The 24,864-nt window shown below is 73.9% G+C and carries 24 protein-coding genes; 16 read left to right on the forward strand and 8 right to left on the reverse strand.

Annotated features, from left to right (window positions below; genetic code table 11):
* Positions 1 to 57 precede the first annotated feature (57 nt).
* The 3 genes from ABT112_RS03445 to ABT112_RS03455 all read left to right on the forward strand — a co-directional run bounded on the left by ABT112_RS03445 (position 58) and on the right by ABT112_RS03455 (position 2,595).
* Positions 58 to 645, forward strand: a complete 588-nt coding sequence (locus ABT112_RS03445; protein WP_351505042.1) for a DUF5998 family protein — start codon at positions 58 to 60, stop codon at positions 643 to 645.
* Positions 645 to 1,844, forward strand: a complete 1,200-nt coding sequence (locus ABT112_RS03450) for an alkaline phosphatase family protein (RefSeq protein WP_351505044.1) — start codon at positions 645 to 647, stop codon at positions 1,842 to 1,844. The genes ABT112_RS03445 and ABT112_RS03450 overlap by 1 nt, the downstream gene beginning before the upstream one ends.
* Positions 1,845 to 1,911: 67 nt before the next feature.
* Positions 1,912 to 2,595 (forward strand): thymidine kinase, encoded by a 684-nt coding sequence (locus ABT112_RS03455; RefSeq protein WP_351505046.1) that lies wholly within the window; start codon positions 1,912 to 1,914, stop codon positions 2,593 to 2,595.
* 117 nt (positions 2,596 to 2,712) lie between these two features.
* Here ABT112_RS03455 and ABT112_RS03460 read toward each other — a convergent pair whose 3' ends face one another.
* A complete protein-coding gene (locus ABT112_RS03460) occupies positions 2,713 to 3,204 on the reverse strand; it encodes a MarR family winged helix-turn-helix transcriptional regulator (RefSeq protein WP_351505048.1) in 492 nt (163 codons plus the stop codon).
* A 36-nt stretch (positions 3,205 to 3,240) separates the two neighbouring features.
* Here ABT112_RS03460 and ABT112_RS03465 point away from each other — a divergent pair, with 36 nt between their 5' ends.
* Positions 3,241 to 4,395 carry a questin oxidase family protein gene (locus tag ABT112_RS03465; protein WP_351505050.1) on the forward strand — a complete coding sequence of 385 codons (1,155 nt, stop codon included), beginning with the start codon at positions 3,241 to 3,243 and terminating at the stop codon, positions 4,393 to 4,395.
* Between the two features lie 127 nt (positions 4,396 to 4,522).
* Here the strand turns inward: ABT112_RS03465 and ABT112_RS03470 are convergent, their stop codons facing one another.
* The gene (locus ABT112_RS03470) at positions 4,523 to 5,287 is read right to left on the reverse strand and encodes a GNAT family N-acetyltransferase (protein ID WP_351505052.1); all 765 of its coding nucleotides are present in this window, start codon (positions 5,285 to 5,287) and stop codon (positions 4,523 to 4,525) included.
* A gap of 451 nt (positions 5,288 to 5,738) precedes the next feature.
* On the opposite strand from ABT112_RS03470, the gene ABT112_RS03475 reads away from it, so the two are divergent.
* On the forward strand, positions 5,739 to 8,441 hold the full coding sequence (locus ABT112_RS03475; RefSeq protein ID WP_351505054.1) for a type 1 periplasmic-binding domain-containing protein: 2,703 nt from the start codon (positions 5,739 to 5,741) through the stop codon (positions 8,439 to 8,441).
* Between the two features lie 49 nt (positions 8,442 to 8,490).
* Here ABT112_RS03475 and ABT112_RS03480 read toward each other — a convergent pair whose 3' ends face one another.
* Positions 8,491 to 9,258, reverse strand: a complete 768-nt coding sequence (locus ABT112_RS03480) for a VOC family protein (protein ID WP_351505056.1) — start codon at positions 9,256 to 9,258, stop codon at positions 8,491 to 8,493.
* Between the two features lie 260 nt (positions 9,259 to 9,518).
* Here ABT112_RS03480 and ABT112_RS03485 point away from each other — a divergent pair, with 260 nt between their 5' ends.
* Positions 9,519 to 10,355 carry a sulfurtransferase gene (locus tag ABT112_RS03485; RefSeq protein WP_351505058.1) on the forward strand — a complete coding sequence of 279 codons (837 nt, stop codon included), beginning with the start codon at positions 9,519 to 9,521 and terminating at the stop codon, positions 10,353 to 10,355.
* Between the two features lie 77 nt (positions 10,356 to 10,432).
* On the opposite strand, the gene sepH is transcribed toward ABT112_RS03485, so the two are convergent.
* The 3 genes from sepH to ABT112_RS03500 form a co-directional block, all read right to left on the reverse strand.
* Positions 10,433 to 11,476, reverse strand: coding sequence for a septation protein SepH (gene sepH, locus ABT112_RS03490; RefSeq protein ID WP_351505060.1), 1,044 nt, complete (start codon positions 11,474 to 11,476; stop codon positions 10,433 to 10,435).
* Between the two features lie 487 nt (positions 11,477 to 11,963).
* On the reverse strand, positions 11,964 to 13,283 hold the full coding sequence (locus ABT112_RS03495) for a D-arabinono-1,4-lactone oxidase (RefSeq protein ID WP_351505062.1): 1,320 nt from the start codon (positions 13,281 to 13,283) through the stop codon (positions 11,964 to 11,966).
* Positions 13,243 to 14,508 carry an MFS transporter gene (locus ABT112_RS03500; protein WP_351505064.1) on the reverse strand — a complete coding sequence of 422 codons (1,266 nt, stop codon included), beginning with the start codon at positions 14,506 to 14,508 and terminating at the stop codon, positions 13,243 to 13,245. The genes ABT112_RS03495 and ABT112_RS03500 overlap by 41 nt, the downstream gene beginning before the upstream one ends.
* A gap of 109 nt (positions 14,509 to 14,617) precedes the next feature.
* On the opposite strand from ABT112_RS03500, the gene ABT112_RS03505 reads away from it, so the two are divergent.
* Positions 14,618 to 15,763, forward strand: coding sequence for a ferrochelatase (locus ABT112_RS03505; RefSeq protein ID WP_351505066.1), 1,146 nt, complete (start codon positions 14,618 to 14,620; stop codon positions 15,761 to 15,763).
* Complete coding sequence (locus ABT112_RS03510) at positions 15,760 to 16,560, forward strand: inositol monophosphatase family protein (RefSeq protein WP_351505068.1); 801 nt, start codon at positions 15,760 to 15,762, stop codon at positions 16,558 to 16,560. Before ABT112_RS03505 ends, ABT112_RS03510 begins: the two co-directional genes overlap by 4 nt.
* Positions 16,561 to 16,813: 253 nt before the next feature.
* Here the strand turns inward: ABT112_RS03510 and ABT112_RS03515 are convergent, their stop codons facing one another.
* Positions 16,814 to 16,987: a hypothetical protein gene (locus tag ABT112_RS03515; protein WP_351505070.1), complete on the reverse strand. Its 174-nt coding sequence runs from the start codon at positions 16,985 to 16,987 to the stop codon at positions 16,814 to 16,816.
* Positions 16,988 to 17,363: 376 nt separating this feature from the next.
* On the opposite strand from ABT112_RS03515, the gene ABT112_RS03520 reads away from it, so the two are divergent.
* The 4 genes from ABT112_RS03520 (at position 17,364) to ABT112_RS03535 (ending at position 20,790) form a co-directional block, all read left to right on the forward strand.
* Positions 17,364 to 18,017, forward strand: a complete 654-nt coding sequence (locus tag ABT112_RS03520) for a response regulator transcription factor (protein ID WP_351505072.1) — start codon at positions 17,364 to 17,366, stop codon at positions 18,015 to 18,017.
* A 3-nt stretch (positions 18,018 to 18,020) separates the two neighbouring features.
* Positions 18,021 to 19,265, forward strand: a complete 1,245-nt coding sequence (locus tag ABT112_RS03525; RefSeq protein ID WP_351505074.1) for a sensor histidine kinase — start codon at positions 18,021 to 18,023, stop codon at positions 19,263 to 19,265.
* A 380-nt stretch (positions 19,266 to 19,645) separates the two neighbouring features.
* A complete protein-coding gene (locus tag ABT112_RS03530) occupies positions 19,646 to 19,945 on the forward strand; it encodes a DUF4193 domain-containing protein (RefSeq protein ID WP_098754027.1) in 300 nt (99 codons plus the stop codon).
* Positions 19,867 to 20,790 (forward strand): hypothetical protein, encoded by a 924-nt coding sequence (locus ABT112_RS03535; RefSeq protein WP_502975237.1) that lies wholly within the window; start codon positions 19,867 to 19,869, stop codon positions 20,788 to 20,790. The genes ABT112_RS03530 and ABT112_RS03535 overlap by 79 nt, the downstream gene beginning before the upstream one ends.
* A 104-nt stretch (positions 20,791 to 20,894) precedes the next feature.
* Here ABT112_RS03535 and ABT112_RS03540 read toward each other — a convergent pair whose 3' ends face one another.
* Entirely contained in the window at positions 20,895 to 21,338 is a 444-nt protein-coding gene (locus ABT112_RS03540) for a DUF3093 domain-containing protein (RefSeq protein WP_351505078.1), read from the reverse strand.
* Positions 21,339 to 21,397: 59 nt separating this feature from the next.
* Here ABT112_RS03540 and ABT112_RS03545 point away from each other — a divergent pair, with 59 nt between their 5' ends.
* From ABT112_RS03545 to hemC, 4 genes are all read left to right on the forward strand, one after another.
* On the forward strand, positions 21,398 to 21,982 hold the full coding sequence (locus ABT112_RS03545) for a PaaI family thioesterase (protein WP_351505080.1): 585 nt from the start codon (positions 21,398 to 21,400) through the stop codon (positions 21,980 to 21,982).
* Positions 21,979 to 22,494, forward strand: coding sequence for a dUTP diphosphatase (gene dut / locus ABT112_RS03550; protein WP_351505082.1), 516 nt, complete (start codon positions 21,979 to 21,981; stop codon positions 22,492 to 22,494). Before ABT112_RS03545 ends, dut begins: the two co-directional genes overlap by 4 nt.
* A 1-nt stretch (position 22,495) precedes the next feature.
* Positions 22,496 to 23,284 carry a DUF3710 domain-containing protein gene (locus ABT112_RS03555; protein ID WP_351505084.1) on the forward strand — a complete coding sequence of 263 codons (789 nt, stop codon included), beginning with the start codon at positions 22,496 to 22,498 and terminating at the stop codon, positions 23,282 to 23,284.
* Positions 23,285 to 23,816: 532 nt separating this feature from the next.
* Positions 23,817 to 24,752 carry a hydroxymethylbilane synthase gene (gene hemC, locus ABT112_RS03560; RefSeq protein ID WP_351505086.1) on the forward strand — a complete coding sequence of 312 codons (936 nt, stop codon included), beginning with the start codon at positions 23,817 to 23,819 and terminating at the stop codon, positions 24,750 to 24,752.
* The last annotated feature ends 112 nt before the right edge of the window (positions 24,753 to 24,864 follow it).

Raw genomic sequence — 24,864 nt, forward strand, 5'->3', positions numbered from 1 at the left:
TCCGCCGCCGGGCAGGGGGAGGGTCCGGGGCCCCGTTCGCCCCTTAGGATGGGGGTCATGGCGAAGACCGGTACGACGACCCAGGGGCTGCGCGCGGCGATCGAGCGCAGCGGCTACTACCCGGCCCTCGTGGCCGAGGCGGTGGAGGCCGCCGTGGGCGGTGAGCCGGTCACGTCGTACCTGGTCCACCAGGAGACCACCTTCGACGCGAACGAGGTCCGCCGCCATGTGACGGTGCTCGTCCTCACGGGCACCCGCTTCATCGTCAGCCACACCGACGAGCAGGCCGCCGACGGCACGTCCCCGTCGCCGTACGCCACCACCTCCACCGAGTCCGTCCGGATCGACCGGATCTCCTCGGTCGTGCTGAGCCGGGTCGTGGCCAACCCGGAGTCCTACACTCCGGGAGCCCTGCCCCGCGAGGTGGTGCTCACCATCGGCTGGGGCGCCGTCAGCCGGCTCGACCTCGAGCCCGCGGCCTGCGGCGACCCCAACTGCGAGGCGGACCACGGCTACACCGGCTCGTCCACCGCGGACGACCTCAGCCTCCGGGTCAGCGAGGCCGGCGACGGCCCCGACTCGGTGCGGCAGACCCTGGCGTTCGCCCAGGCCCTGTCCGAGGCCACCGTGGCGTCCGGCCGCTGATGGTCCAGCCCGCCACCGCCGGCTCCGCCTGGCCGGAGCCCGCGCCCCTCGACCCGCGCACCGCCCCCGTCCCCGACTACGGCAGCGGCACGCTCGCGGAACTGCTGCCCACCCTCGCCGCCGGTCAGGGCGTTCCGGGGCTGGCCGCCGGGCTGGCACTGGAGCCCGCCGACCGGGTCTGTGTCTTCCTCGTCGACGGCCTCGGCTGGGAGCTGCTGAAGGCGCACCCCGACGAGGCGCCCTTCCTGACCAGCCTGCTGGCGAGCTCGCGCGGCGGCACCGGAGCCCCGATAGCCGCCGGCTTCCCGTCCACCACGGCGACCTCGCTGGCCTCCGTCGGCACCGGACTGCCGCCCGGCGAGCACGGACTGCCCGGGTACACCGTGCTCGATCCGGACACCGGCGCCCTGATGAACCAGCTGCGCTGGCGGCCCTGGACCGACCCGCACCTCTGGCAGCCGTACCCGACGGTCTTCCAGCTCGCCGACGCCGCCGGGGTGCACACCTGCCAGGTCTCCGCGCCGGACTTCCAGCACACCCCGCTGACGAAGATCGCGCTCAGCGGCGGCACCTTCCACGGGCGGCTCACCGGCGAGGACCGGATGGACTTCGCCGCGGCCCAGCTCGGGGCCGCGGACCGCTCGCTGGTCTACACGTACTACAGCGAAGTCGACGGCAAGGGGCACCGCTTCGGGGTGGACTCCGACGCCTGGCGCGGCCAGCTCATGTACGTGGACCGGCTCGCGCAGCGGCTCGCCGAACAGCTGCCGCCGCGTTCCGTCCTCTACGTCACCGCCGACCACGGCATGATCGACCTCCCGTTCGACCCGGACTCCCGGATCGACTTCGACGAGGACTGGGAACTGCGCGCCGGAGTCGCCGTGCTGGGCGGTGAGGGCCGCGCCCGGCACCTCTACGCCGTGCCCGGCGCGGCCGGCGACGTCGCAGCCGTCTGGCGCGAGGTGGTGGGGGACCGGATGTGGGTGGCGACCCGCGAAGAGGCCATCGACGCCGGGTGGTTCGGCCCGCACGTGGACGACCGGGTCCGCGGCCGGATCGGCGATGTGGTCGCCGCGGCCTGCGACGACGTCGCCATCGTGGCCTCCGAGACCGAGCCGAACGAATCGGCCATGGTCGGCCTGCACGGTTCGATGACGGCCGTGGAACAGCTCGTGCCGCTCCTCGAAGTCCGTACCTGACCCCTCCCGCAGGCCCCGCCCGCCGCCCGCCCGCTCCCGCGCACCACCGAAAGGCCCTGCCACTCCCATGCCCGAGCTGGTGTTCTTCTCCGGAACCATGGACTGCGGAAAGAGCACCCTCGCTCTGCAGATCGAGCACAACCGCTCGGCCCGGGGCCTGAAGGGCATGATCTTCACGCGGGACGACCGGGCCGGCGAGGGCAAGCTCTCCTCCCGCCTCGGCCTGGTCACGGACGCGGTCGAGGCCGGCACCGGGTTCGACTTCTACACCCATCTCGTCGGCCATCTCTCGGCCGGCGGCCGGGCGGACTATGTCATCGCGGACGAGGCGCAGTTCCTGGAGCCCGAGCAGATAGACCAGCTCGCCCGGGTCGTCGACGACCTCGAACTCGACGTGTTCGCCTTCGGGATCACCACCGACTTCCGCAGCAAGCTCTTCCCCGGCTCGCAGCGGCTGGTGGAGCTCGCCGACCGCATCGAGGTCCTCCAGGTCGAGTCGCTGTGCTGGTGCGGTGCCCGCGCCACGCACAACGCCCGTACCGTGGGCGGCCGGATGGTCGTGGAGGGCGCCCAGGTGGTGATCGGCGACGTCAACCACGGGGAGGACGAGGTGGGGTACGAGGTGCTGTGCCGCCGTCACCACCGGCGCCGGATGACCTCGGCCGGGGCGCGGGCGGCCGCGCTCTCCCCGGATGTGCTGCCGGTGGATGCGGCCGATGCGGTGGACGCGGTGGACGCCGGCCGGCGGTAGGACACGCCCCGTCCGGCGCCTGCCCGTTCCAGCCGCCTGCCCGTTCCAGCCCTTGGGCGGCCCCATGGTGGGCGTGCTGCGGTTCCGTGGCCGTCGGGCCGGGAGGAGCCCCAGGATCTAGCTCTGCACCTCGCGGACCCAGGCCGTCAGCCCCGCGAGGAATCCCGCCCGCTCCACGGGCGACAGCCCCTCCAGGGCCCGCAACAGCGGCTCGACCCGCCGGACGATGAAGGTCTCCAGCGCCGGTCGGTACTCCTCGGCCAGGGACACCAGCACCCGGCGGCGGTTCGCCGGGTCCTCGCCCCGGACCACGATCCCGGCCCGGCTCAGCCCGCCGACCAGCTCGCTGGCGGTGGGCAGCGACACATGGAGCCGGCGGGCGATGTCGCCGACGGTCAGCGGCGGGCCGGCCAGCAGATGGGGCAGCACGGCGCCGTGACGCGGCGTCAGCCCGTGCGTCTCCATCGCGTCGCGGAGCGCCTCCGGCATGAGGTCCCGGACGACGGCGCCGCGGTAGAAGGGCTCCAACAGCGGTACGAGACCCACGACTTCGATCTCCTCGGCGGTCGGCCTCCGGCCGGCCTTCCGCTCCCTGGGCTCCTGACGCATACTGCACAGTGTAGATGGTTTGGATATCCAAACTGTTTGAATCTTCGAAGGGTGCTGCGCATGCCGTCGATCAGCTACAGCGATGCCGTCAACGATGCCCTGGAACGGATGAACGACCTCGGCTACGAGCGGGGGCAGGGGGTCGACCTCGCCAACCACGGCCCGATGGGGGCCGAGGCGCTCGCCCTGCTCGGGCAGGAGGACGAGGTCGCGCGCTGGGTGGGGCGCTACCGCCGCGCCATGGAGCACCACGAACCCCCGGCCGCCCGCTTCGCCCTGGATCCCGCGGACGAGTCCTCCTGGCGTCCGGCGCTCGGGGACTTCCGCCGGGCCGGTGACTGGGAGCTGCTCTTCGCCCGTGAACTGGCCGAAGCGCACTGGCGCGACGTCCTCGTCCGCTGGTGGCCCCGGCTGCTTCCGGGGCTGTTCGCCGGGCTGACCCATGGCCTCATCCGCACCGCCCACGCGGTCCGCGCCCTCTCCGCCGCCGGCCGGCCGACCCGGCTGCAGCGGGACGAGCTGGCGCGCGGGCTGGCGTACTGGGCCGCCCGCCACACGGTGCTGCCCGGCAGCCCCCGGCTCACCGGCCACCGCGAGCTGTCCGCCGCCGTGGCGGAACTGCCCCGGGTGCCGCAGGAGGGCGGGCTGGGGCCGGGCACCGCCCGAGCCCGGCTGGACGGTCTCTCCGGCCTTCCGGGGTACCACGAGGCGCTGGAGTGGCCGGCCGCGGAGCACGCCCCACGGCTGCTCGGCGAGATGACGCTGCAGTTCGCCGACGTCTATCTCGGCCATCCCGAGGTCTACCCGGTGCCGCTGGTCCACGGCGTCACCGCGCCGGCCGCGGCGCGCATCGTGCTGCCGCACCTGCCGTACGAACTGCACGGGCCCACCCTGGCCCGGCTGTGGCAGGTGCAGGCCGCCTTCCTGTTCGCCTTCACCACCGACCGGCGCGGGGAGGGCACGGCCGACTGGCGCTCGGAGGTGCCGGAGCCGCCCCCGATCGCCGAGCTGGGGGCGCGGGCGGCCGAGCACGGTGACGAGCACGTCATCAAGTTCACCGAGGCGTGCCTGCGCGAGTACGCCCTGCGGCCCGACCCGCGCTACCCGGCCGCCGCCTTCGCCGCACAGCGGCGCATCACCCCGCTGGACGCCGGCGGTGGGGTCGGCGGAGTACGGCCCGATACGCCGTAGCCCCGGCGGGCACCGGAGCTACGGGACGTTCCCGCGCCGGGCCGCCGCCGCACCACGGGGCCGCGGCCCGGCGGCGGATCCACTCCGCCTGCACCCCGGTCGTGACGGGGTGACCAGGCGTGCGCCGTCAGTACGGCGTGACCAGGAGCGCGGCCACGCAGGGGTCCTCGTTGCGGTAGCCGAGGCGGGTGTAGAGGCGGTCGGCGGGAGCGTTGTCGGCGAGCTGCCACAGGGTGCAGAAGCCGTCCCGGCGCACGGCGTAGCGGGTCAGCCACGAGGTCAGCGCCGCGCCGAGGCCCTGGCCGCGCACCCGGGCGTCGGTCGCGACGGACGCCATGAGCGGGGCGCCGCTGTCCCGCAGGCTGCTCATGGCGCCGCAGGCCACCAGCCGTCCGTCGGCCTCGCGGATACCGGCCCACAGCCGGACGTCCGAGGAGCCGGGGCCGGTCGAGTGCGCGGGGCTGTGCTCGTTGAGGAAGGCGAGCAGCTCGTCGTGGTGGCTCTCGTCGAGCTCGACCACCCGGTGCTCGGCCGGGTGGACGGCGGGTTCCTCCACGGTCCAGCGGAAGATCCACTCGATGACGTCGGTCACCGCGAGATGGCGGCCGACCAGTCGGTCGGTGCCCCGGGGCCCGGTGAACTCCCGCACCCGGTCGGGCAGCTCATGGGCGGCGCGCAGCACCAGCCCGGCGGCGGCGTCCGGTTCGCCGACGCTCCACACGTGCCCCCGGGCATCGTCGAGCCAGGCGGCCGCGCCGCTGCCGGACCAGCTGATCCGCCCGTCGGAACGCTGCCGGGCGGCACCGAACCGCAACAGGGCGGAACCGGCCTGGAGCTCCAGGCCCTGACCGAACAGATCCGTGGACCGGGGAACAAGAGTCGTTGCCTGCATCGCTCCTGACCAAGGACGTAGGGGCATGACGGAGCCGGGCGCGCGCGGGCGCGGCTGGATCCGCTGTTCTGGGTATGGGGGAGCCCCGGCGGCGGCGCGCGGGCGCGCCCGGCCGAGCGGGACGGCCTACTGTGGCACACCGCCCCTGGCCCGGAGCAAATCCGGAGGAGGGGCCTCCGGCCCGTTACCGGGAGTTGTCCCCCAGGCGGTCGCGGGGACACCGGGGGAGCCGCCGCGACGGCGGCCCGGACGATTCCGGTGCCCCGCCACGGCCGGGCTCCGCGCCGCCGCGCGCCCCGGTCGCGACCACTGGGCGTGCCGCCCTCGGACCACCGAGGGCTGTCCCGGAAACCCCGAAGTTCCGGTGATTCACGTGATGTATGTCTCTATAGTGCTCCCCAGGTTCGGCGCCGGACCGGGGCGGGCGCCGTTGGGGGACGGGGAGTCGCGTATGGACGAGCAACTGGACGCCGCGCTGGCACAACTGGTGATCCGGGACCGGCTGCGGCGACGGGGGCTCCGGTTCTCCCGGCGGTCCGGCGGCGCCCTGGTCCTCCAGCTCGAAGGCCCGGAGAGCGCCGTGCGGCCCTGGCCCGAGCAGTACCACTCCCGCTACCGGGGCGTGCTGCCGGTCAACAGCCCCGGCGGCGTTCCCGCCGCGAACGCGGGGGAGAAGGAGCTGGTCGCGGCGCTGCTCGCGGTGGCCCAGGGGTGCGGCTACGACGGCCGTCCGGCCTACCGGCTGCCCCTGGTGTTCCCCCGCTTCGCCGCCGCCTTCGCCGCGCTCTACGTCTGGGAGCCGGTGCCCGGCCACACCGAGGCCGAGCAGGTCGACGAGCTGGCGCACATGGTCCGGCAGGCCATCGCCAAGGAGCGCCGGCACGTCCTGACGGAGTTGCGCCGGCGCTTCCAGGGGCTGCCCCGGCCGGAGAATGCCCCGCAGCAGGTGAACTGGCTGGTGTCGCTCGGCGGCTGGGCCGTCGACGCCCTGCGGTTCCCGCACTACCGGACCGTCCGCTGGTACCGGCGGAAGCGCTTCGGCGCCCTGGAACTGCGCACCTCGCGCGAGGTGTTCCGGGAACTGCACAAGCGGCGCGGCACCTCGCCGGCCGACAAGCGGCTGCTGCTGGTCGAGGCGCTGCTCGCGGACATCGACGCGCACTACGGCCTCTTCCGCCGGCTCAACCGGGCCCGCCGCCCGGTGATCCTGCTGCCGGACGTCGACACCGCCCCCGACCGGCGGGCCATCCGGGACACCCTGCTCGCCGCGTACGACGGCCGCTCCCGCGAGCTGCGGGTGCACCCCGTGGTGGTGGCCACCTCGGCGCCGGGCGCCGCCCCCTCCCCGCAGGTGCCGAACGAGCCGGTCCCCACGAGCGGGCTGCGGCACGCCGTACCGGCCCTGTTCCACGCCCGGGCGACGGCCGCCGAGGAGCGGCGGCTGGGCCGGGACGTACCGCTGCCCGGACGGCTCCTCCAGGTCACCACGGGCCCCGGCCGGGCCGCCGGACACCCGGGGGCGCCGACGGCCGCACGGCGCCACGGCCGGCTGGGGCCGGTCACCGTCGCCGGCCTCGTGCTGGCCGTGCTCGCGGGGCTGGGCCGGGGCGGCTCCCTCCTCCTCGGGCCGGACGGCCCCCGGAGCTGCGGCGAGGGGCTGCAGGTGCACGGCAAGGACTGCGTGGGCGTCTCGGACGGCACCGGGGTCTTCATGCCGGACGCCGAGGGGATGGCCGAGGTCTCCGCCCGGATCGAGGCCGAGAACCGGCGGATCGCCGGCACGAAGCACGCGACGGTGGCCCTGCTGATCCCCCTGGAGTCGGGCAACGCGGCCGTCCGGAAGCAGATCCTGAGCGAGGTGCAGGGCGCCCACCTGGCCCAGCTGAGGGCGAACGCCGCCGACGGAGCCAAGCCGCCGGTCCGGCTGGTCCTGGCCAACCCGGGCCGCAACTACCGGCTGTGGCGGCACACCGTGGACCGACTGGTGGCGAGCGAGCCCGGCCTGCGGGTGATCGCGGGCTTCAACCTCAGCCTGCGGGCCACCCGGGACGCCATGTCCCATGTGACGAACCGGCTGGGGATCCCCGTCGTCGCGAGCGTCGTCACCGCGGGCGACTTCGCCAACCCCGAGGGCCGGGGGCGGGACGAGGACCCCTACCCCGGACTGGTCCGGGCCGTGCCCACCAGCCGTGACCAGGCCCGCGCCCTGCTCGACTTCGACCCGGAACTGGCCGGGGCCCACACCGCGCTGGTCGCCGACACCCGGCCGAACGACAGCTACAACGCGTCGCTCTGGCAGACCTTCACCGAGGCCCGGGGCGGCAGCGGGCAGGCCGGCGGGGCCGGTGTGCAGGACATGACGTTCGCCTCGCCCGGGCGGGAGAAGGCGGGCGTCACACCCAACGAGTTCGAGGACTTCGCCCGCAACATCTGCCAGTCCAACGCCCGCGTGGTGTACTTCGCCGGACGCGCCTTCCACCTGGAGCTGTTCGTCAAGAAGCTGGCCGGCACCTACTGCACCGGCAAGAAGTCCTACACCGTGATCACCGGCTCCGACGCGACGACCCTGGGGCAGCGGCTGGACCGGGACGAGCGCGCACTGCTCCGCGGGGACGCCGGTGTGGGCAAGCCCTCGGTGTCCGTCCGGTACACGGCGCCCGCCCACCCCGACGCCTGGGACGTCGAGGCCCGGCGCTGGCGGGAGAAGGCCGCGCGGCACGGCTCGAAGCCGCGCCGCGAGGACCTGCCCCGCTACCTCGCCGAGCCCCAGGACGCCATGAACTCCCTGCGCGCGGACATCGCCGCCGCCGGCAACATCGGCCCGGTGCGGCTCGACGACGGCCGCACGATCACCACCCACGACGTGGTCCTCACCGCCGCCGAGGCGCTCGCCAAGGCGGCCGCGATCAGCAAGACGGAGGTCCCGCCCCGGGAGCGGATCAAGCAGGACTTCGCCCATCTGAACCTTGCCTCCCGGGTGCAGGGGGCCAGCGGCTGGATCTGCCTGACCAACGCGGGCAACCCGTACGACAAGGCCACGTTCGTGGTCCGGCTGGACCCGGCCTCCCCCCGGCTCACCTTCGAGGGTGTGGGCTGGCCCGAGGGCCGGGTGCCGCCGCGGAACTGCGCGGTGCCGCAGACGCCGGGTGACTGACGGCCGGAGCGCGGGTCGCGTGCTCCGGCCGCCTCGCCCCACCGGTGAGCTACGAACGCGCCGCCAGCACGGTGAAGACGGCGCCCTCCGGGTCGGCGACCTCCGCCGACCTCCCGGCCGCGCCGTCGCCCGGCGGCCGGATCACCCGGCCGCCGAGCTCGGTCACCCGCCGGGCCGTCGCGTCGGCGTCCGCGACAGCGAACGACGTCATCCAGTACGGGCCGCGTTCGCGCGGCAGCGCCGCCCCCAGGCCGTGCACCGCGGCCACGGGCCGGCCGTCGTCCAGCAGCAGCGCGCGGTGGTCCGGCCCGTCCGCCGCCGACTCGACCCCGAAGACCGCCGCGTAGAACTTGGCCGCCGTCCCGGACTCCCGGGTGAACAGCTCGCTCCGGACCGGGGTGCCGGGATCGCCGGCCGCCTCCGTCCCCCGGTGCTCCCTGCTCTGCCAGGCGCCGAACACCGCGCCCGTCGGGTCCGAGGCGATCACCAGCCGGCCCGCCGCGCCCGCGTCCAGCGGGCCGACGCCCACGGTGCCGCCGCAGCACCGGATCCGGTCGGCGGTCGCATGGGCGTCCTCGGTGGCCAGATACGTCGTCCAGGCGACGGGCAACTGCCGGTCCGGGGGCAGCACCCCGATCCCGGCGACCACCCGGCCGCCGAGCAGGGCCTGTGCGTACGGCCCGAGTTGCGGGGGCCCCGGGCTGAACGTCCAGCCGAACAGGGCGCTGTAGAACTCCTGGGTGGCGGTCAGGCTGTGCACCATCAGGCTCACCCAGCAAGGCGTACCCGGTCTGTGGTGGGTCTCGGCCTCGGTCATGGGCATTCTCTCCTCGGACCATCGTGGTGGTCGTGCGGGAACCGGGCGTGCGCCGTCCGGGCGGACGCCCCATCAGATGCTGGCACCGCTTCCGACGCGGCACGCCGGGGCCGCGCCGCGGCGGCCGGGCCGACCCGGACCGGTGACCGTTTTGCCACGCGGCATCCGGTTCCCCGGGATCACGTTCCGGTGACCCTCCGCCGCGTGCCGGTTCTCCCGGCAGCATCCGGCGCAGCCGCCGCTACGCAAGGATGGGAACCATGAATGCCATCATCACCGCATCCGCCCTGGAGCGGGAGACCGCCGGCCCGCGCCCGCCCGTGCTGCTCGACGTCCGCTACGAGATGGGCGGCCCGCCCGGACGTCCCGTCTACGAGGCCGGGCACCTGCCCGGCGCCGTCTACATCGACCTGGAGACCGAACTCGCCGGCCCGCCGGGGAAGAACGGCCGGCACCCGCTGCCCGAACTCGCGGTCTTCACCGGCGCGATGCGCCGTGCCGGGGTCGGTGCGGACCGCCCGGTCGTGGTCTACGACGGCGGCAAGGGCTGGGCCGCGGCCCGGACATGGTGGATGCTGCGCTGGTCCGGCCACCCCGACGTCCGGGTGCTGGACGGCGGCTTCGCCCACTGGAGCGCCGAGGGGCGGCCGCTCTCCACGGACGTACCGGTGCCCGCGGAGGGGACGTTCACCCCGGAGCCGGGCGCGCTGCCGCTGCTCGACGCCGACGACGCGGCGGCCCTCGCCCGGTCGGGCGTGCTGCTCGACGCCCGCGCCGCCGAGCGCTACCGCGGCGAGGTGGAGCCGATCGACCCGGTCGCCGGGCACATCCCCGGGGCGGTGTCGGCCCCCACGATGGAGAACGTCGCGGCGGACGGCCGGTTCCTGCCCGCGGCCGAACTGCGCAAGCGCTTCGACGCGTTGGGCGCGGACGGCGGCGCACGGATCGGCGTCTACTGCGGCTCCGGGGTCTCGGCCGCCCACCAGGTGCTCGCCCTGGCGGTGGCGGGCCTCCCGGCCGCGCTGTACGTGGGCTCGTGGAGCGAGTGGACCGCGGACGCACAGCGTCCGGTGGCCACCGGCCACGAACCCGGCTGACGGGCGCCGGCGCGCCGAAGGGGCCGTGGCCACGGGGACTTCCGTGGCCACGGCCCCTTCGGGCAGGTGTGTTCCCGCTACTCCTGCTTCTTGCGGCGGGTGCCGAAGACGATCTCGTCCCAGCTGGGCACCGCGGCCCGGCGGCCCGGCCGCACGCCGTCCGCCTCGGCCTGCCGGTCCGTCGTGCCGGTCAGCCGGTCGCGGTGGCCCCCCACCGCACGCGGCATCAGCACGTCCGCGTAGGCCGACCCGGCACCGGCCGCGGCGGGCGTGGCCGGTTCGGCCGTGGTCTCCGGCTCCTCCTCGTCCTCCTCGTCGGCCAGCGGGGACGCCACCGGCTCCGGCACGACCATGTCGCCCCGGAAGCTCGGCACCGCCTCCAGCAGACTGGTCAGCGAGTCCCGCTCATCGCTCTCCTCCGGCTCCGCGGAGGGAGCGGGCTGCGTGCGGTCCAACGGCCGGTCCCGCGGCAGACGGGCGATCCGCGGAATGAACGGGAAGCTGGGCTCCGGGGTGTCGTCGGTCTCCCCGATCAGCGCCCGGGCCTCGTCGTCCACGGCCTGCACCAGCCGGCGCGGCGGGTCGTAGGTCCAGCTCGCCGAGTGCGGCTCGCCCGCGACCTCGTAGGCGAGCAGCACCTCCCAGGTGCCGTCGTCCCGCCGCCAGGAGTCCCACTGCGCCGTGTCGCGGTCGGCGCCGCGCAGCAGCAGTCGCTCCGCCACCGCCTCGCCGAGCTGCGGTCCGGTGTTCTCGCCGGGCCGCCGGACGGGCGTCTTGCGGGCCCGCTCGGCCATGAACGCACGCTCGGCCAGGACCGGGCCCTCGAAGCGCCGGACCCGGTCGACGGAGATGCCGGCGAGCTGCGCGACCTCCTCGGCGGAGGCACCGGCCCGTATCCGGGCCTGGATGTCGCGGGGACGGAGGTGGCTCTCGACCTCGATCTCGATCTGGCCCAGCCGGGCCCGGTCGTTGCGCACGGCCGCGCGCAGACGTTCGTCGATCGGAAGGGTGTACTCCGTGCTGTCCGCAGCCTTCAGCACCAGCCGTGTGCCGTCGTTGCTGACGGCCACGACACGCAGTTCGGGCATGGGGACCTCCCGGGTGGTGCCTGCCGACGTCACGTGCGTCGCTGCTTCCGCTGGACGAGTGTGGCCTGCCCGGGTGCAGCCTGCCACAACATTGCCGTGTTACCCGGCGTGTCGGGCATGCGCCCGAATCCGCCGTTATGACACGGTTACCGATTCGCCACTCTCCGTGACCGTGTCGTTCCGTGGTCCGCCGCTACCCGTGTCCTTCCGCGGCTCCGCCGGGTCGAGTGCCGCCTCCGGCCCCCTCCGGTAGGTCCGGGCGGCCGGACGAGGAACCGGAGCCAGGGCTGGCCACAGTACTCCATTCGGACCATGCAGGTGGACCCGCCGCGCGGCCGAACTTCTGGCCGGGTGGGGGAGTTGGCTGCCACGGCGTCGAATCGGGGGCGGGGATGTTCACGGCATCCATTCAATCGGAGCCCCTCGATCCGCTTGGTGGCGGGGCGGCTCGGCGCCGGCGAGGGCGGGAGCGGAGGCGGCGGGCGGACCGGGTGCCGACCGCCCTGCCGCCCCGCGGCCGTCACTCTCCGAGCACGCGCCGCAGGTACGCGTTGCCGAAGACCCGCCCGGGGTCCAGCCGGTCGCGCAGCGCGGTGAATTCACCGAACCGGGGGTAGGCGCCGGCCAGGTACCCGGCGTCGCGGCTGTGCAGCTTGCCCCAGTGCGGCCGGCCGCCGTGGGCGGTCATGATCCGCTCCACGGCGGTGAAGTACGCCTGGTGCGGGGTGCCCCGGTACAGATGGACGGCGATGTAGGCGGTGTCCCGGCCCGAGGCGGTGGACAGCGTGATGTCGTCGGCCGGGGCGGTGCGGACCTCCACCGGGAAGCCGATCCGCAGCGGGGAGCGCTCGGTCATCGCCTTCACCTCGCGCAGCGCCGGCATCGCGGCCTCCCGCGGCAGGGCGTACTCCATCTCGACGAACCGCACCCGGCGGGGAGTGGTGAACACCTTGTACGGGATGTCGGTGTAGGTGCGGGCCGACAGCGCGCGGCTGGCCACCCGGGCGATGCCGGGGATGAGCGCGGGCACCGCCCGGCCCACCGAACAGGCCGCCTGGAACACCCCGTTGGAGAGCAGCTCGTCCTCGACCCAGCCGCTGACCCGGCCCGGCGGGCGGGCGGGACCGGCGCTGCGGTTGTTCCGCTTGGTGTTGCAGTTCGCGGTGTGGGGGAACCAGTAGAACTCGAAGTGCTCGTTCTCGGCCACGTGTTGATCGAACTCCGCCATGACCTGCTCGAAACCCATGGGTTCCTCACGGGCGGTGATCAGGAACAGCGGCTCCACCGCGAAGGTGACGGCGGTGACGACGCCGAGGGCGCCCAGCCCGATCCGGGCCGCCGCGAAGATCTCGGGATGCTCCTCGGCGGAGCAGGTGAGCACCGAACCGTCCGCGGTGACCAGTTCGAGCGCCGTGATCTGCGCGGCGATCGAGGCGGAGTCCCGGCCGGTGCCATGGGTGCCGGTGCTGACGGCACCCGCCACGGTCTGCGCCATGATGTCACCCATATTGGTGAGCGAGAGGCCGTGCGCGGTGAGTGTTTCGTTGAGCTGCCGCAGCGAGGTGCCAGCGGCGGCCGTCACCGTCCCGGCCGCGCGGTCGATCCGCCGGATGCCGGTGAGCCGGTCCGGGCGTATGAGCACGCCGTCGGTCGCGGCGGCGGCGGTGAAGGAGTGGCCGGTGCCGACCGGTTTCACCGTCAGGCCGTCTTCGGCGGCGGCCGTCACGATCCGCGCCACCTCGTCGGCGGAGGCCGGTGCCAGGGTCCGGACCGGCCGGGCGGTGACGTTCCCCGCCCAGTTACGCCAGGCTGTGCCGTTCTCGATCGTCGTCGTTCGCACTGGACCCTCCCCTTCCCTGCGGACGGGGCGTCCCCGTCCGCTCGGCGGCCGGCCGGAGCCGGCGGTATCCCAGGAGCGCGATGGCGGCCGCGGACGCTCCGGCCGCCGCCGGTACCACGTATCCGGCGTCGGCACCGGCGCTGTCGACCACCCATCCCGCGGCCGACGAGCCGAGCGCCACCCCGACCGTGATCCCGGTGGTCGTCCAGGTGATGCCCTCGGTCAGCTTGGCGCGCGGTACGTGCTGCTCGACGAGGCCCATGGTGGTCACCATCGTGGGGGCGACCGACAGGCCCGCGACGAAGAGCGCCCCGGCCAGCAACACCAGGTTCCCGGCCAGTAGCAGAGGGATCATACTCACGGCCATCGCGAGGAAGCCCAGCAGCCACCGGCGGGCGGCCGGGCCCGTCGGGTGCAGCAGCCCGAAGACCGCGCCCGCCAGACAGGACCCCAGGGCGAAGACCGCGAGCACCACGCTCGCCGCCGCCTTGTGCCCCTCCTCCTCGGCGAAGGCCACCGTCACCACGTCCACCGCGCCGAAGACGACGCCGGTCGCGACCAGGGCGGCCACCAGCACCCGCAGGCCGGGCGAGCGGAGCGCGGAGCCCGGGGTGTGCTCCTCGCGGGGCGCGGGCACCGGCTCGGTGGCCCGCTGGGCGGTGAACCAGAGGATGCCGGTGACCAGGAACACCAGCGCCAGCAGCGGACCCGCCGCCGGGAACCACGCGGTGGACAGGCCGATCGAGACGATCGGGCCGAGGATGAAGCAGACCTCGTCGACGATCGACTCCCAGGCGTACGCCGTGTGCAGGGCGCGCGGCGCGTCCCGGTGCAGGGCCGCCCAGCGGGCGCGGACCATCGACCCGAGGCCGGGCACGCACCCGGCGCCCGCGGCGAACACGAACAGCAGCCAGTCCGGCGCGCCCCGCTGGGCGCAGACCAGGAGTCCGGCGACGGCGGCGGCCGAGACCAGGGCGGTCGGGCGCAGCACCCGGCGCTGACCGTGCCGGTCGACCAGCCGGGACATCTGCGGGCCGAGCACGGCCATGGAGAGCGCGAGGGTGGCCGAGAGCGCGCCCGCCAGCCCGTAGCGGCCGGTCAGCTGGGAGATCATCGTGACGACGCCGACGCCCATCATCGACATCGGCATCCGCCCCAGGAACCCGGCGGCCGAGAACCCCTTCGCACCGGGTGCGGCGAAGATCGCGCGGTAGGGGCTGGGCAAGGGGTCACTCCGCGGTAAGGAATGTCGGGGGCCCGAACAGATTACGGGCGGACGGCCCCGGCCGCCGCCCGTTTTCCGGCCGCCGCCGCCGGGTGGCAGGATCGGGAGCATGCCCGCACATCCGGCCCATGCCCCCTATGACGCCCTGCTGCTCCTGTCCTTCGGCGGCCCGGAGGGGCCGGACGACGTCGTGCCGTTTCTGGAGAACGTCACCCGCGGCCGCGGCATCCCCCGCGAGCGGCTGAAGGAGGTGGGCCGGCACTACTTCCTCTTCGGCGGGGTCAGCCCGATCAACGCGCAGAACCGGGAGCTGCTGGACGCCCTGCGCAAGGACTTCGCGGAGCACGGGCTCGGCCTGCCCGTCCACTGGGGCAACCGCAACTGGGCGCCCTATCTGACGGACACCCTGCGGGAGATGGTGACCGAGGGCCGGCGCCGCATCCTCGTCCTCGCCACCAGCGCGTACGCCTCGTACTCCGGCTGCCGGCAGTACCGGGAGAACCTGGCCGACGCGCTGGCCGCGCTGGAGGCCGAGGGCCTGCCGCTGCCGCAGGTGGACAAACTGCGGGTGTACTTCAACCACCCCGGCTTCGTCCGGCCCATGGTGGACCGGACCCTCGCCGCCCTCGCCGAACTGCCGGAGGAGGTGCGCGCGGGGGCCCACCTCGCCTTCACCACGCATTCCATCCCGACCTCCGCCGCGGACACCTCGGGCCCGGCGTCCGGGCACGGCGAGGGCGGGGCGTACGTCGCCCAGCACCTGGACGTGGCCCGTCAGATCGCGGGGGAGGTGGCCCGGGAGACGGGCACCGAGCACCCGTGGCGGCTCGTCTACCAGTCGCGCAGCGGTGCCCCGCACACCCCCTGGCTGGAACCGGACATCTGCGACCACCTGGAGGAGCTGCACGGCGCGGGGGCGCCGGCGGCGGTGATGGTCCCGATCGGCTTCGTCTCCGACCACATGGAGGTGAAGTACGACCTCGACACCGAGGCGACGGCGAAGGCCGCCGAACTGGGGCTGCCGGTCTCCCGCGCCGGAACCGTGGGGGCCGACCCGCGGTTCGTCGAGGCGGTCCGCGAACTGGTCCTGGAGCGCGCGGCGACGGAGCAGGGGCGCTCGGTGGAGCGCTGCGCGCTGGGCGCCCTCGGACCGAGCCACGATCTGTGCCCCGTGGGCTGCTGCCCCGGCCGCACCCCCCGCCCGGCCGCCGCCGGCGCGGACAGCCCGTACCAGCCACTGCAGGGGGCCCGGTGAACCACCAGCTCACGGACGAACTTCTCGCACTCGCCCTGGAGGCCGCCCGGCGCGCGGGCACGCTGCTCCGCGACGGCCGCCCCGAGGACCTCGGTGTCGCCGCCACCAAGTCCAGCGCGATCGACGTGGTCACCGAGATGGACATCGCCTCCGAGAAGCTGATCACCGGCTTCCTGGCGGAGGCCCGGCCGGACGACGGCTTCCTGGGCGAGGAGGGATCCAGCACCGAGGGCACCAGCGGCGTCCGCTGGGTGATCGACCCCATCGACGGCACGGTCAACTACCTGTACGGGCTGCCCTCGTGGGCGGTGAGCATCGCCGCGGAGATCGACGGCGAGACGGCCGTCGGCGTGGTGGCGGTCCCGATGCGTGGCGAAACGTTCCGGGCGGTCCGTGGCGGCGGCGCGTACCTAGGCGACCGGCCCCTGGAGTGCCGCACCGCACCCCGGCTGGCGGAGGCCCTGATCGCCACCGGCTTCGGCTACCGCACGGAGCGCAAGGCGGGCCAGGCGGAGGTGGTGCACCGCCTGCTCACCCGGGTCCGGGACATCCGCCGCGGCGGCGCCGCCGCGATCGACCTCTGCGATGTGGCCGCCGGCCGCCTCAACGGCTACTACGAGCGCGGGATCAACCCGTGGGACTACGCGGCGGGCGAGCTGATCGCCCGGGAGGCGGGCGCGCTCACCGGCGGACGCCCCGGGGAGAAGCTGACCGGGGAACTCGCGGTCGCCGCCGCTCCCGGGGTCTTCGAGCCCCTGCAGGCGCTGCTGGAGGAGCTCGGCGCCTGGCACGACTGACGGGGGCGGCCGGGGCCGCTGAACGGGCCGCACGGCGCCGTCCCGGGGTCGTGCGGCTGCCTTTGCGCGGGCCCGCAGTACACGGCAGGGCGCTCAGCACAGGGCAGAGCCACAGCACGCGGCAGAGCCGCAGCACGCGGCAGCGCACGAGCACACGGCAGGGCACGAGCACACGGCAGGGCACGAGCACACGGCAGGGCCCCGGAACCCAAGGAGCGGTTCCGGGGCCCTGCCGCATAGAGACGGTTCGGTGTCAGGCGCTGAGAGCGTTGATCTCCACACCATGATCGGCGGCCAGGCGGTGCAGATCGTCCAGCTCGGACTGCTCCACCTCGGCGAGGAAGTCGTCGCCCGATTCGCGAGCGCGCGTCAGATCGGACTCGGTGGTTCGTATACGCTGCAGAATTCCTGCGGTGAACGCGTCCATTGCGCCCCCTCGTCGTGGGTCGATGGCACGGGGGTGTGCCGACGGCGGGTGATCACACATCGTGGGTCCTGCGGGGACAGCAGACCGCGGCGTACCGCTCGACACGGCGTGATCTCGGGTGTGCAATCGTCCTCCCCTTCCCTCGGCGCGGAGAAACCTCAACACCCCGAGATTCCTGAATTTTCCCTTCCCGCCGTGCTCGTCCGGGCTTTGTGCCCCCGGCCGCGGTCCGGACCCTCAGGACCCGCGCGACCTCATGGGGCGCTCGTCGCGCAAGGACCTCTTACAGCCGGTTTACGAGACTTCGGGGCAGGATGGAGGAGCTCATCCGAGGACATCAGGCCTGCCCACAGGCCCGTAGGGAAGGAATTGCACCGTGCGTGTACTCGTCGTCGAGGACGAGCAACTGCTCGCCGATGCGGTGGCCACCGGACTGCGCCGGGAGGCCATGGCCGTCGACGTCGTGTACGACGGGGCCGCCGCGCTGGAGCGGATCGAGGTCAACGACTACGACGTCCTGGTCCTCGACCGCGACCTGCCGCAGGTCCACGGCGACGACGTGTGCCGCAAGGTCGTCGAGCTCGGGCTGCCCACCCGGGTGCTGATGCTGACCGCCTCCGGCGACGTCAGCGACCGCGTGGAGGGCCTGGAGATCGGCGCGGACGACTACCTCCCCAAGCCCTTCGCGTTCAGCGAGCTCATCGCCCGGGTGCGGGCCCTGGGCCGCCGCACGACCGTCGCGCTGCCCCCGGTCCTGGAACGCGCCGGGATCAAGCTGGACCCCAACCGGCGCGAGGTGTTCCGCGACGGCAAGGAGGTGCAGCTGGCACCCAAGGAGTTCGCGGTGCTCGAGGTGCTCATGCGCAGCGAGGGAACCGTGGTGTCGGCCGAGCAGCTCCTGGAGAAGGCCTGGGACGAGAACACCGACCCGTTCACCAACGTCGTCCGGGTCACCGTGATGACGCTCCGCCGCAAGCTCGGCGAGCCCGCGGTGATCGTCACGGTGCCCGGCTCCGGATACCGGATCTGACCGATGGCACAGACACCCGCGCCCCCGGCCGCCCCGCCGCGGCCCACCTGGGACCCCCCGCACCAGCCGCCCCGCCCCTTCCCCTGGCTGCGCCCGACCATCCGGATACGGCTCACCCTGCTCTACGGCGGCATGTTCCTGATCGCGGGCATCCTGCTGCTCTCGATCATCTATCTGCTGGCCGCGCAGGCGCTGAACGTGGGCACCGAGCCGCTGTTCAAGCTCCTCCCGGAGAGCAAGGTGGCGCTGACCAGCAATGCCTGTCCCGGTCTCCGGGCGGGGATGTCGGCGAGCGAGGCCAATGTCGTCCTCGACGCCTGCATGGACCAGCAGCGGCACGCGGCGCTCGACGACCTGCTGTCCCGCTCGCTGCTCGCCCTGCTGGGGCTGAGCGTCCTCGCCTTCGCCTTCGGCTACGCCATGGCCGGCCGGGTCCTCTCGCCGCTGGGCCGGATCACCCGCACCGCCCAGCTGGTCGTCGGCTCCGAGCTCTCCCGCCGGATCGAACTGGAGGGTCCGGACGACGAGTTGAAGGAGCTGGCCGACACCTTCGACGAGATGCTGGACCGGCTCGCCCGTGCCTTCGACGCCCAGCGACGGTTCGTGGCCAACGCCTCGCACGAGCTGCGCACCCCGCTGGCGATCAACCGCACCCTGCTGGAGGTGCAGCTCTCCGACCCGGAGGCGCCCCCGGAGCTGACCCAGCTGGGCAAGACGCTGCTGGCCACCAACGAGCGCAGCGAGCAGCTGGTGGAGGGGCTCCTGCTGCTCGCGCGCAGCGAGAACGAGCTCGTCGACCGCAAGCCCGTGGACCTCGCCGAGGTCGCCCTGCGGGCCATCGAGCAGATCCGCGCCGAGGCCGAGGCCAAGGGGCTCCTGCTGCGCGGCGAGCGGGCGCCGGTGATCGTCCAGGGCAACGGCGTCCTGCTGGAGCGGATCGCGCTGAACCTGGTGCAGAATGCCGCGCGGTACAACACGGCGGACGGCTGGATCGAGGTGACCACCGAGGCCCTGCCGGGGCAGGCGGTGCTGACCGTCTCCAACACCGGTCCGGTGGTCCCGGCCTACGAGGTGGACAGCATCTTCGAGCCGTTCCGCAGGCTGCGGACCGAGCGGACCGGGAGCGACAAGGGCGTCGGGCTCGGACTGTCGATCGTCCGGTCGGTGGCCCGGGCGCACGGTGGCCGGATCACGGCGGAGCCCCGCGAGGGAGGGGGCCTGGTGATGCGTGTCACGCTGCCGGTCTGAGGCGCGGCATTCCGTTCGCTGTGAGCGGAATTCCGGGGTCCCGCCGCTGGTGGATTCGTGTGTGATCGATCACATGCGCGAATTTCGGGCCATCTACGCTCCGTGGTCGCAAAGGTCGCCGGAAAGCCGGGAAAATCCTGGTTTCCCGGGCCCCTGATCACGGGAAGTACACGGGGTGGCGCCCGTGAGTGCGACATTCGGACCGTGTACGGTCCCGATCGCCATCCAACCCGATCACCTCTTCAGGGGTGCGGTTGGGTGTCGATTGAGTAACAGACCTTGATGTGAGGCAAAATCTCCGCCTCGGGTCGGGCACAAGTCCGGCCTCTCACGCGTTACGTGCGCTGAGACACCGCAGACACCCAGAGGGGGAGAGCGACATGGCAACGGACTACGACACTCCACGCAAGACCGATGACGAACTCAACGAGGACAGCATCGAGGAGCTGAAGGCCCGGCGGAACGACAAGTCGACGTCCAGCGTCGACGTCGACGAGTTCGAGCAGGCCGAGGGCCTCGAGCTGCCGGGCGCGGACCTCTCCAACGAGGAGCTGTCCGTGCGGGTCCTGCCCCGCCAGGCCGACGAGTTCACCTGCATGAGCTGCTTCCTCGTGCACCACCGGAGCCAGCTGGCCGCCGAGAAGAACGGCCAGCCGATCTGCCGCGACTGCGCGGCCTGAGACCGGGACGGGCCGTGACAGGCTCCACCCCGCCCCGGACGGGCCCCGACGGGCCCGCGGACGCACGCGACGAGCGAGGCCGGGTGGCCTCGCTCGCAGCAGCGGCGGGCCGCGGTGTGCGGCTGGGCGGTCGCGGGGTCCGTATGGGCCTCTCGGCGGTCGCCGACCGGATCATCGAGATCGCGCCACGGATCCCCGTCCGCGATCTGGCCACGCTCCGCCGCCAGTACCCGGGAATGGGCCCGGAGCAGATCGCCGACCGGCTGGTGACGTCCGCCACCCGCGGCTCGGCGGCCGTCGGTGCCGGCGTGGGCGCGGCCGCGATGCTGCCGGTGCCGCCCGCCATGCCGGCCGAGCTCGCGACCGAGGTGGTCGGCGTCGCCTCGGTGGAGATCAAACTCATCGCCGAGCTGCACGAGGTGTACGGCCTGCCGGTCCCCGGAAGCCGCACCCAGCGGGCCACCGCCTACCTCACCGCCTGGGCCGAGGAGCGCGGCGTCGACGTGTCCAAGCCGTCGAGCCTCAACGCCGCCCTCGGCGGTCAGATGCGGCGGGAGCTGCGGCAGCAGATCCTCAAGCGCACCGTGCGCAACATGCCCAACCTGATTCCGTTCATGGTCGGGGCCACGGTCGGCGCGATGATGAACCGGCGCAGCACCAAGCGGCTCGCCGAGAAGATCCGCAAGGACCTCCGCACCCGGCAGGTGCCCTGGAGCCGGCTGCCCGCACCGGGCCCCTCCTGGGAGGCCGAGGGGGTCGACGAGCTCGGCAGCCCCAAGGCACTCCAGCACCCGCACCCCGACCAGGAACCGGGCGCCCCGCGGCGGCCGGACGGGGACGCCTGAGGCGTCGGAGCTCGATGCCCGGGCCGCAGAAGCTCGGGGATTCCCCTCGGGCGTGCCCGGCACAGTGCGCCGGCCCGGGCATCCGGCCCGCCGGAGCGCGGGCGTCAGGCGCGGACGGCCGAGAGCGCCGCGGCGAGCCCCTCCGGGTCCCGGGTCGACAGGTAGACGTACGGCGTGGGGTCCGCCGGATCCGTGATCTCCACCCGCAGCGCGGTGGGAATGTAGCTGCGGAGCAGCATGAAGGCCCGCGGATCGGCCTTGTAGCTGCGCCAGGCGACCGCCTCGTCGGCGTTCAGCACCTCGGCGGCTCCCAGGGCCTCGACCGGAATGCGGGCGTCCCCGGCGACCAGTGAGCCCGCCACGACCCGGATCCGGGCCGAGCCGTACGAGCTCACCGCGACCATGGCGAGCGCCGTACCGCCGAGCACGCCGCCCAGCATCGGCAGGACGCCGAAGGGGAGCAGGATGAGCCCCATCGAGACCCCCGCCAGCGTGGCGACGAGCCACCACGATCGGGGGGCGGTGAGGCGTTCGTCGAAGGACTGCATGGGCACAAGCTTGGCACGGCACCGCTGTCCGCAGGCGCGCGCGGGTAGGGTCAGCACTCGTGAGTGGACCAACTGCATCGCTGCGGCCGCCGGCCGACGCCCAACCGCCGGTACGGCACCCCGACGCCCCCGCCCCCGGAGAGCTCCTCGGAGCCCACTACGACCAGTGTTTCGGCTGCGGCGGGAGCCAGCCGCACGGCCTGCACCTGGCGGCGCGTGCCGGGCAGGGGGTGAGCGTCACCGCCGAGTTCACGGTGAAGCCCGCCCATCAGGGCGCCCCGGGGCTGGCGCACGGCGGCGTGCTGGCGACGGCCCTGGACGAGACCCTGGGCTCGCTGAACTGGCTGCTGCGGGTGATCGCGGTGACCGGGCGGCTGGAGACCGACTTCGTCCGGCCGGTGCCGGTGGACACGGTGCTCCACCTCGACGCGCACGTCACCGCGGTGGCGGGCCGGAAGATCTACTCGTCGGCGGTCGGCCGGATCGGCGGCCCCGAGGGGCCCGTCGCGGTGCGGGCCGACGCCCTCTTCATCGAGGTGAAGGTGGACCACTTCATCGAGCACGGCCGGCCCGCCGAGATCAAGGCCGCGCTCGAGGATCCCGACCAGACCAAGGTCGCACGTGCGTTCGAGGTGAATCCGTGAGCCGTCTCCCTGTCGATGTCCTGATCCGGCGCCTGGACGCCGAGGTCCCGCTCCCCGCGTACGGCCACCCCGGGGACGCCGGCGCCGACCTCGTCACCACCGAGGCGGCCGAGCTGGCCCCCGGTGAGCGGGCCGTCCTGCCGACCGGGGTGTCGATCGCCCTCCCGGACGGGTACGCCGCCTTCGTCCATCCGCGTTCCGGCCTGGCCGCCCGCTGCGGCGTCGCCCTGGTGAATGCGCCCGGGACGGTCGATGCCGGGTACCGTGGAGAGATCAAGGTGATCGTGGTCAATCTGGACCCGCGCGAGAGCGTGCGGTTCGAGCGTTTCGACCGCATCGCCCAACTGGTTGTCCAGCAGGTCGAGAAGGTGCGCTTCCATGAGGTCGCGGAACTTCCCGGCTCCGCGCGGGCCGGAGGGGGCTTCGGCTCCACCGGCGGCCACGCCGCGGTGGGCGGCCCTGTCGGGGGACATGATTTCGCAGCGGTCGTAACCGACCGGGAAGGACAGTGACGTGTTCGGACGTCGTCGCAAGGAAAGCGCAGACGCCAGGAATGCTGCGGGCACAGCCGGCGGCCCGGCCGACGGCGTGGGCTCGGACGAGTTCGAGCCGGACGACGCCGCGGAGGACACCGGGCAGCGCCGGGTGAGCCTGCCGCCGGCACCGCGCCCGGACGGCCCCTGGGACATCTCGGAGGTGCGGGACCCCGCCGAGGGGCGAGTGGATCTCGGCGGCATCCTGGTGCCCGGGGTCGAGGGCATGGAGCTGCGGGTCGAGGTCGCCGGTGACGCGATCGTCGCCGCGACCGTGGTGGTGCGCGACAGCGCGGTGCAGCTGCAGGCGTTCGCCGCACCCAAGAAGGAAGGCATCTGGGGCGAGGTGCGCGAGGAGATCGCCACCGGCATCACCCAGCAGGGCGGTGTGGTCGACGAGGTCGAGGGCCCGCTCGGCTGGGAGCTGCGCGCCCAGGTCCCGGTCCAGCTGCCGGACGGCGCCAACGGCGTGCAGATGGTGCGCTTCATCGGGGTCGACGGACCGCGCTGGTTCCTGCGCGGTGTGATCTCCGGCCAGGGCGCGGTGCAGCCGGAGGCGGCCGGTCTGCTGGAGCAGGTCTTCAAGGACTCCGTCGTGGTGCGCGGTGACGCGCCGATGGCGCCCCGCGACCCGATCGTGCTCAAGCTGCCGAACGACGCGCAGATGGTGCCCGAGGGCGTGCAGCAGGAGCAGGCCGACGAGAGCTCGCGGTTCGCGGGCGGCGTCGACCGGCTCACCCGCGGCCCCGAGATCACCGAGGTGCGCTGACACGGCATTCCCACGTGTGCGGGCCGGTTCCGGGAGTCCCCGGGGCCGGCCCGTCTGCGTGTGCGGCCTGTGTCCCCGCCCGTCGCGTCCTCGCTCGTCGCGCCGGCTGCCGACGGTCGGCGGGCGCCCCGGAGTGCGCGGGAGGGCTGCGTGCCGGTGCGGGCGCCCCTGCTCCGTCCTGCGTCGGGGATCGCCGGGCCGGCCGCCGGACCCCGCCGTCCCGCTCGGTGACGGGCGCCGCCGGTGACCTGCCGGACGGCACGCTTACCAGGTGCCGGACCGGTTCCGGGATCACCCGGTCGGGTAACGCTCCGTCCGGTCCGGACGACCGCTCCCCGGCCGCCCCGCCGTTCGCCTCTGCCGTTCGTCCCCGCCGGAGCCGTACCGGCCGACCGCGGGCGGAACCACGGAGCCGGCCGGGCCCCGGGCGGGCCGGCCGCGGTTCCCGTGCCGGGGCCGCCGGGGACGCGTACCCGCCCCGGACCCCCCGGCCGGTGCCGGGAGAGCCGAGCTGACGCTCTATCGTGTCCGCATGCCGTCCGCCGAACTGATCCGTATCGTCTCGCGTTCCTCACCGATGGCCCTGGCCCAGGTGGAGCGCGTCCGCGCCGAACTGGCCCTGCTGCACCCCGGTATGCGCACCGAGGTCGTCCCCGTCACCACCTCCGGGGACCGGTGGATGGGCGATCTGTCGAAGCTCGGCGGCAAGGGGGCCTTCACCAAGGAGGTCGACGCCGCGCTGCTCGCCGGTGAGGCGGACCTCGCGGTGCACTGCATGAAGGACGTGCCCGCGGACCGGCCGCTGCCGGCCGGAACGGTCTTCGCGGCCTACCTCGAGCGCGACGACATCCGCGACGCGCTGGTGCACCCCGGCGGACTGACGCTGGATCAGCTTCCGGCGGGGACCCGGATCGGTACCTCGTCGGTGCGCCGGGTCGCCCAGCTCGCCATCTCCCACCCGCACCTGGAGTGCGTGCCGATGCGCGGCAACGCCAACCGGCGGCTGGAGAAGATGGAGGCGGGCGAGGCCGACGCGCTGCTGCTCGCCGTCTCCGGGCTGGAGCGGATCGGGCTGACCTCCCGGATCACCGAGACCCTGTCGGTCGAGGCGATGTGCCCGCCGATCGGCGCCGGGGTCCTCGGGCTGCAGTGCCGGGAGGAGGACACCACGACCATCGACGCGGTCTCCGGGCTCGGGCACCACGGCACCTGGCGCGAGACCACCGCGGAGCGGATGTTCCTCCACGTCCTCCAGGGCCACTGCAACTCGCCGATCGCCGGGTACGCGCGGGCCGAGCGGGACGGGCGGCTCTCCCTGCGCGCCCGGGCGTTCTCCCCGGACGGCAAGACCGTGCTGGACGCGCACGAGTGGGCCGGTCCGCTCGACCCCGCCACGCTGGGCACCTCGGTGGCCGTGGCGCTGCTGCGGCAGGGGGCCCGGGAGCTGATCGACACCATTCCGCACTGAGCACTGAGCGCTGAGCACTGAGCGCTGAGCGCTGAGCGCTGAGTGCTGAGCACTGGGCACTGGGCGGCCGCCATGCCGCTCCGGGGCCGGTGAGCGGGGACCGGGCGGCGCC

It is taken from the genome of Streptomyces sp. NPDC002055, from assembly GCF_040296705.1.
Lineage (GTDB): Bacteria > Actinomycetota > Actinomycetes > Streptomycetales > Streptomycetaceae > Streptomyces.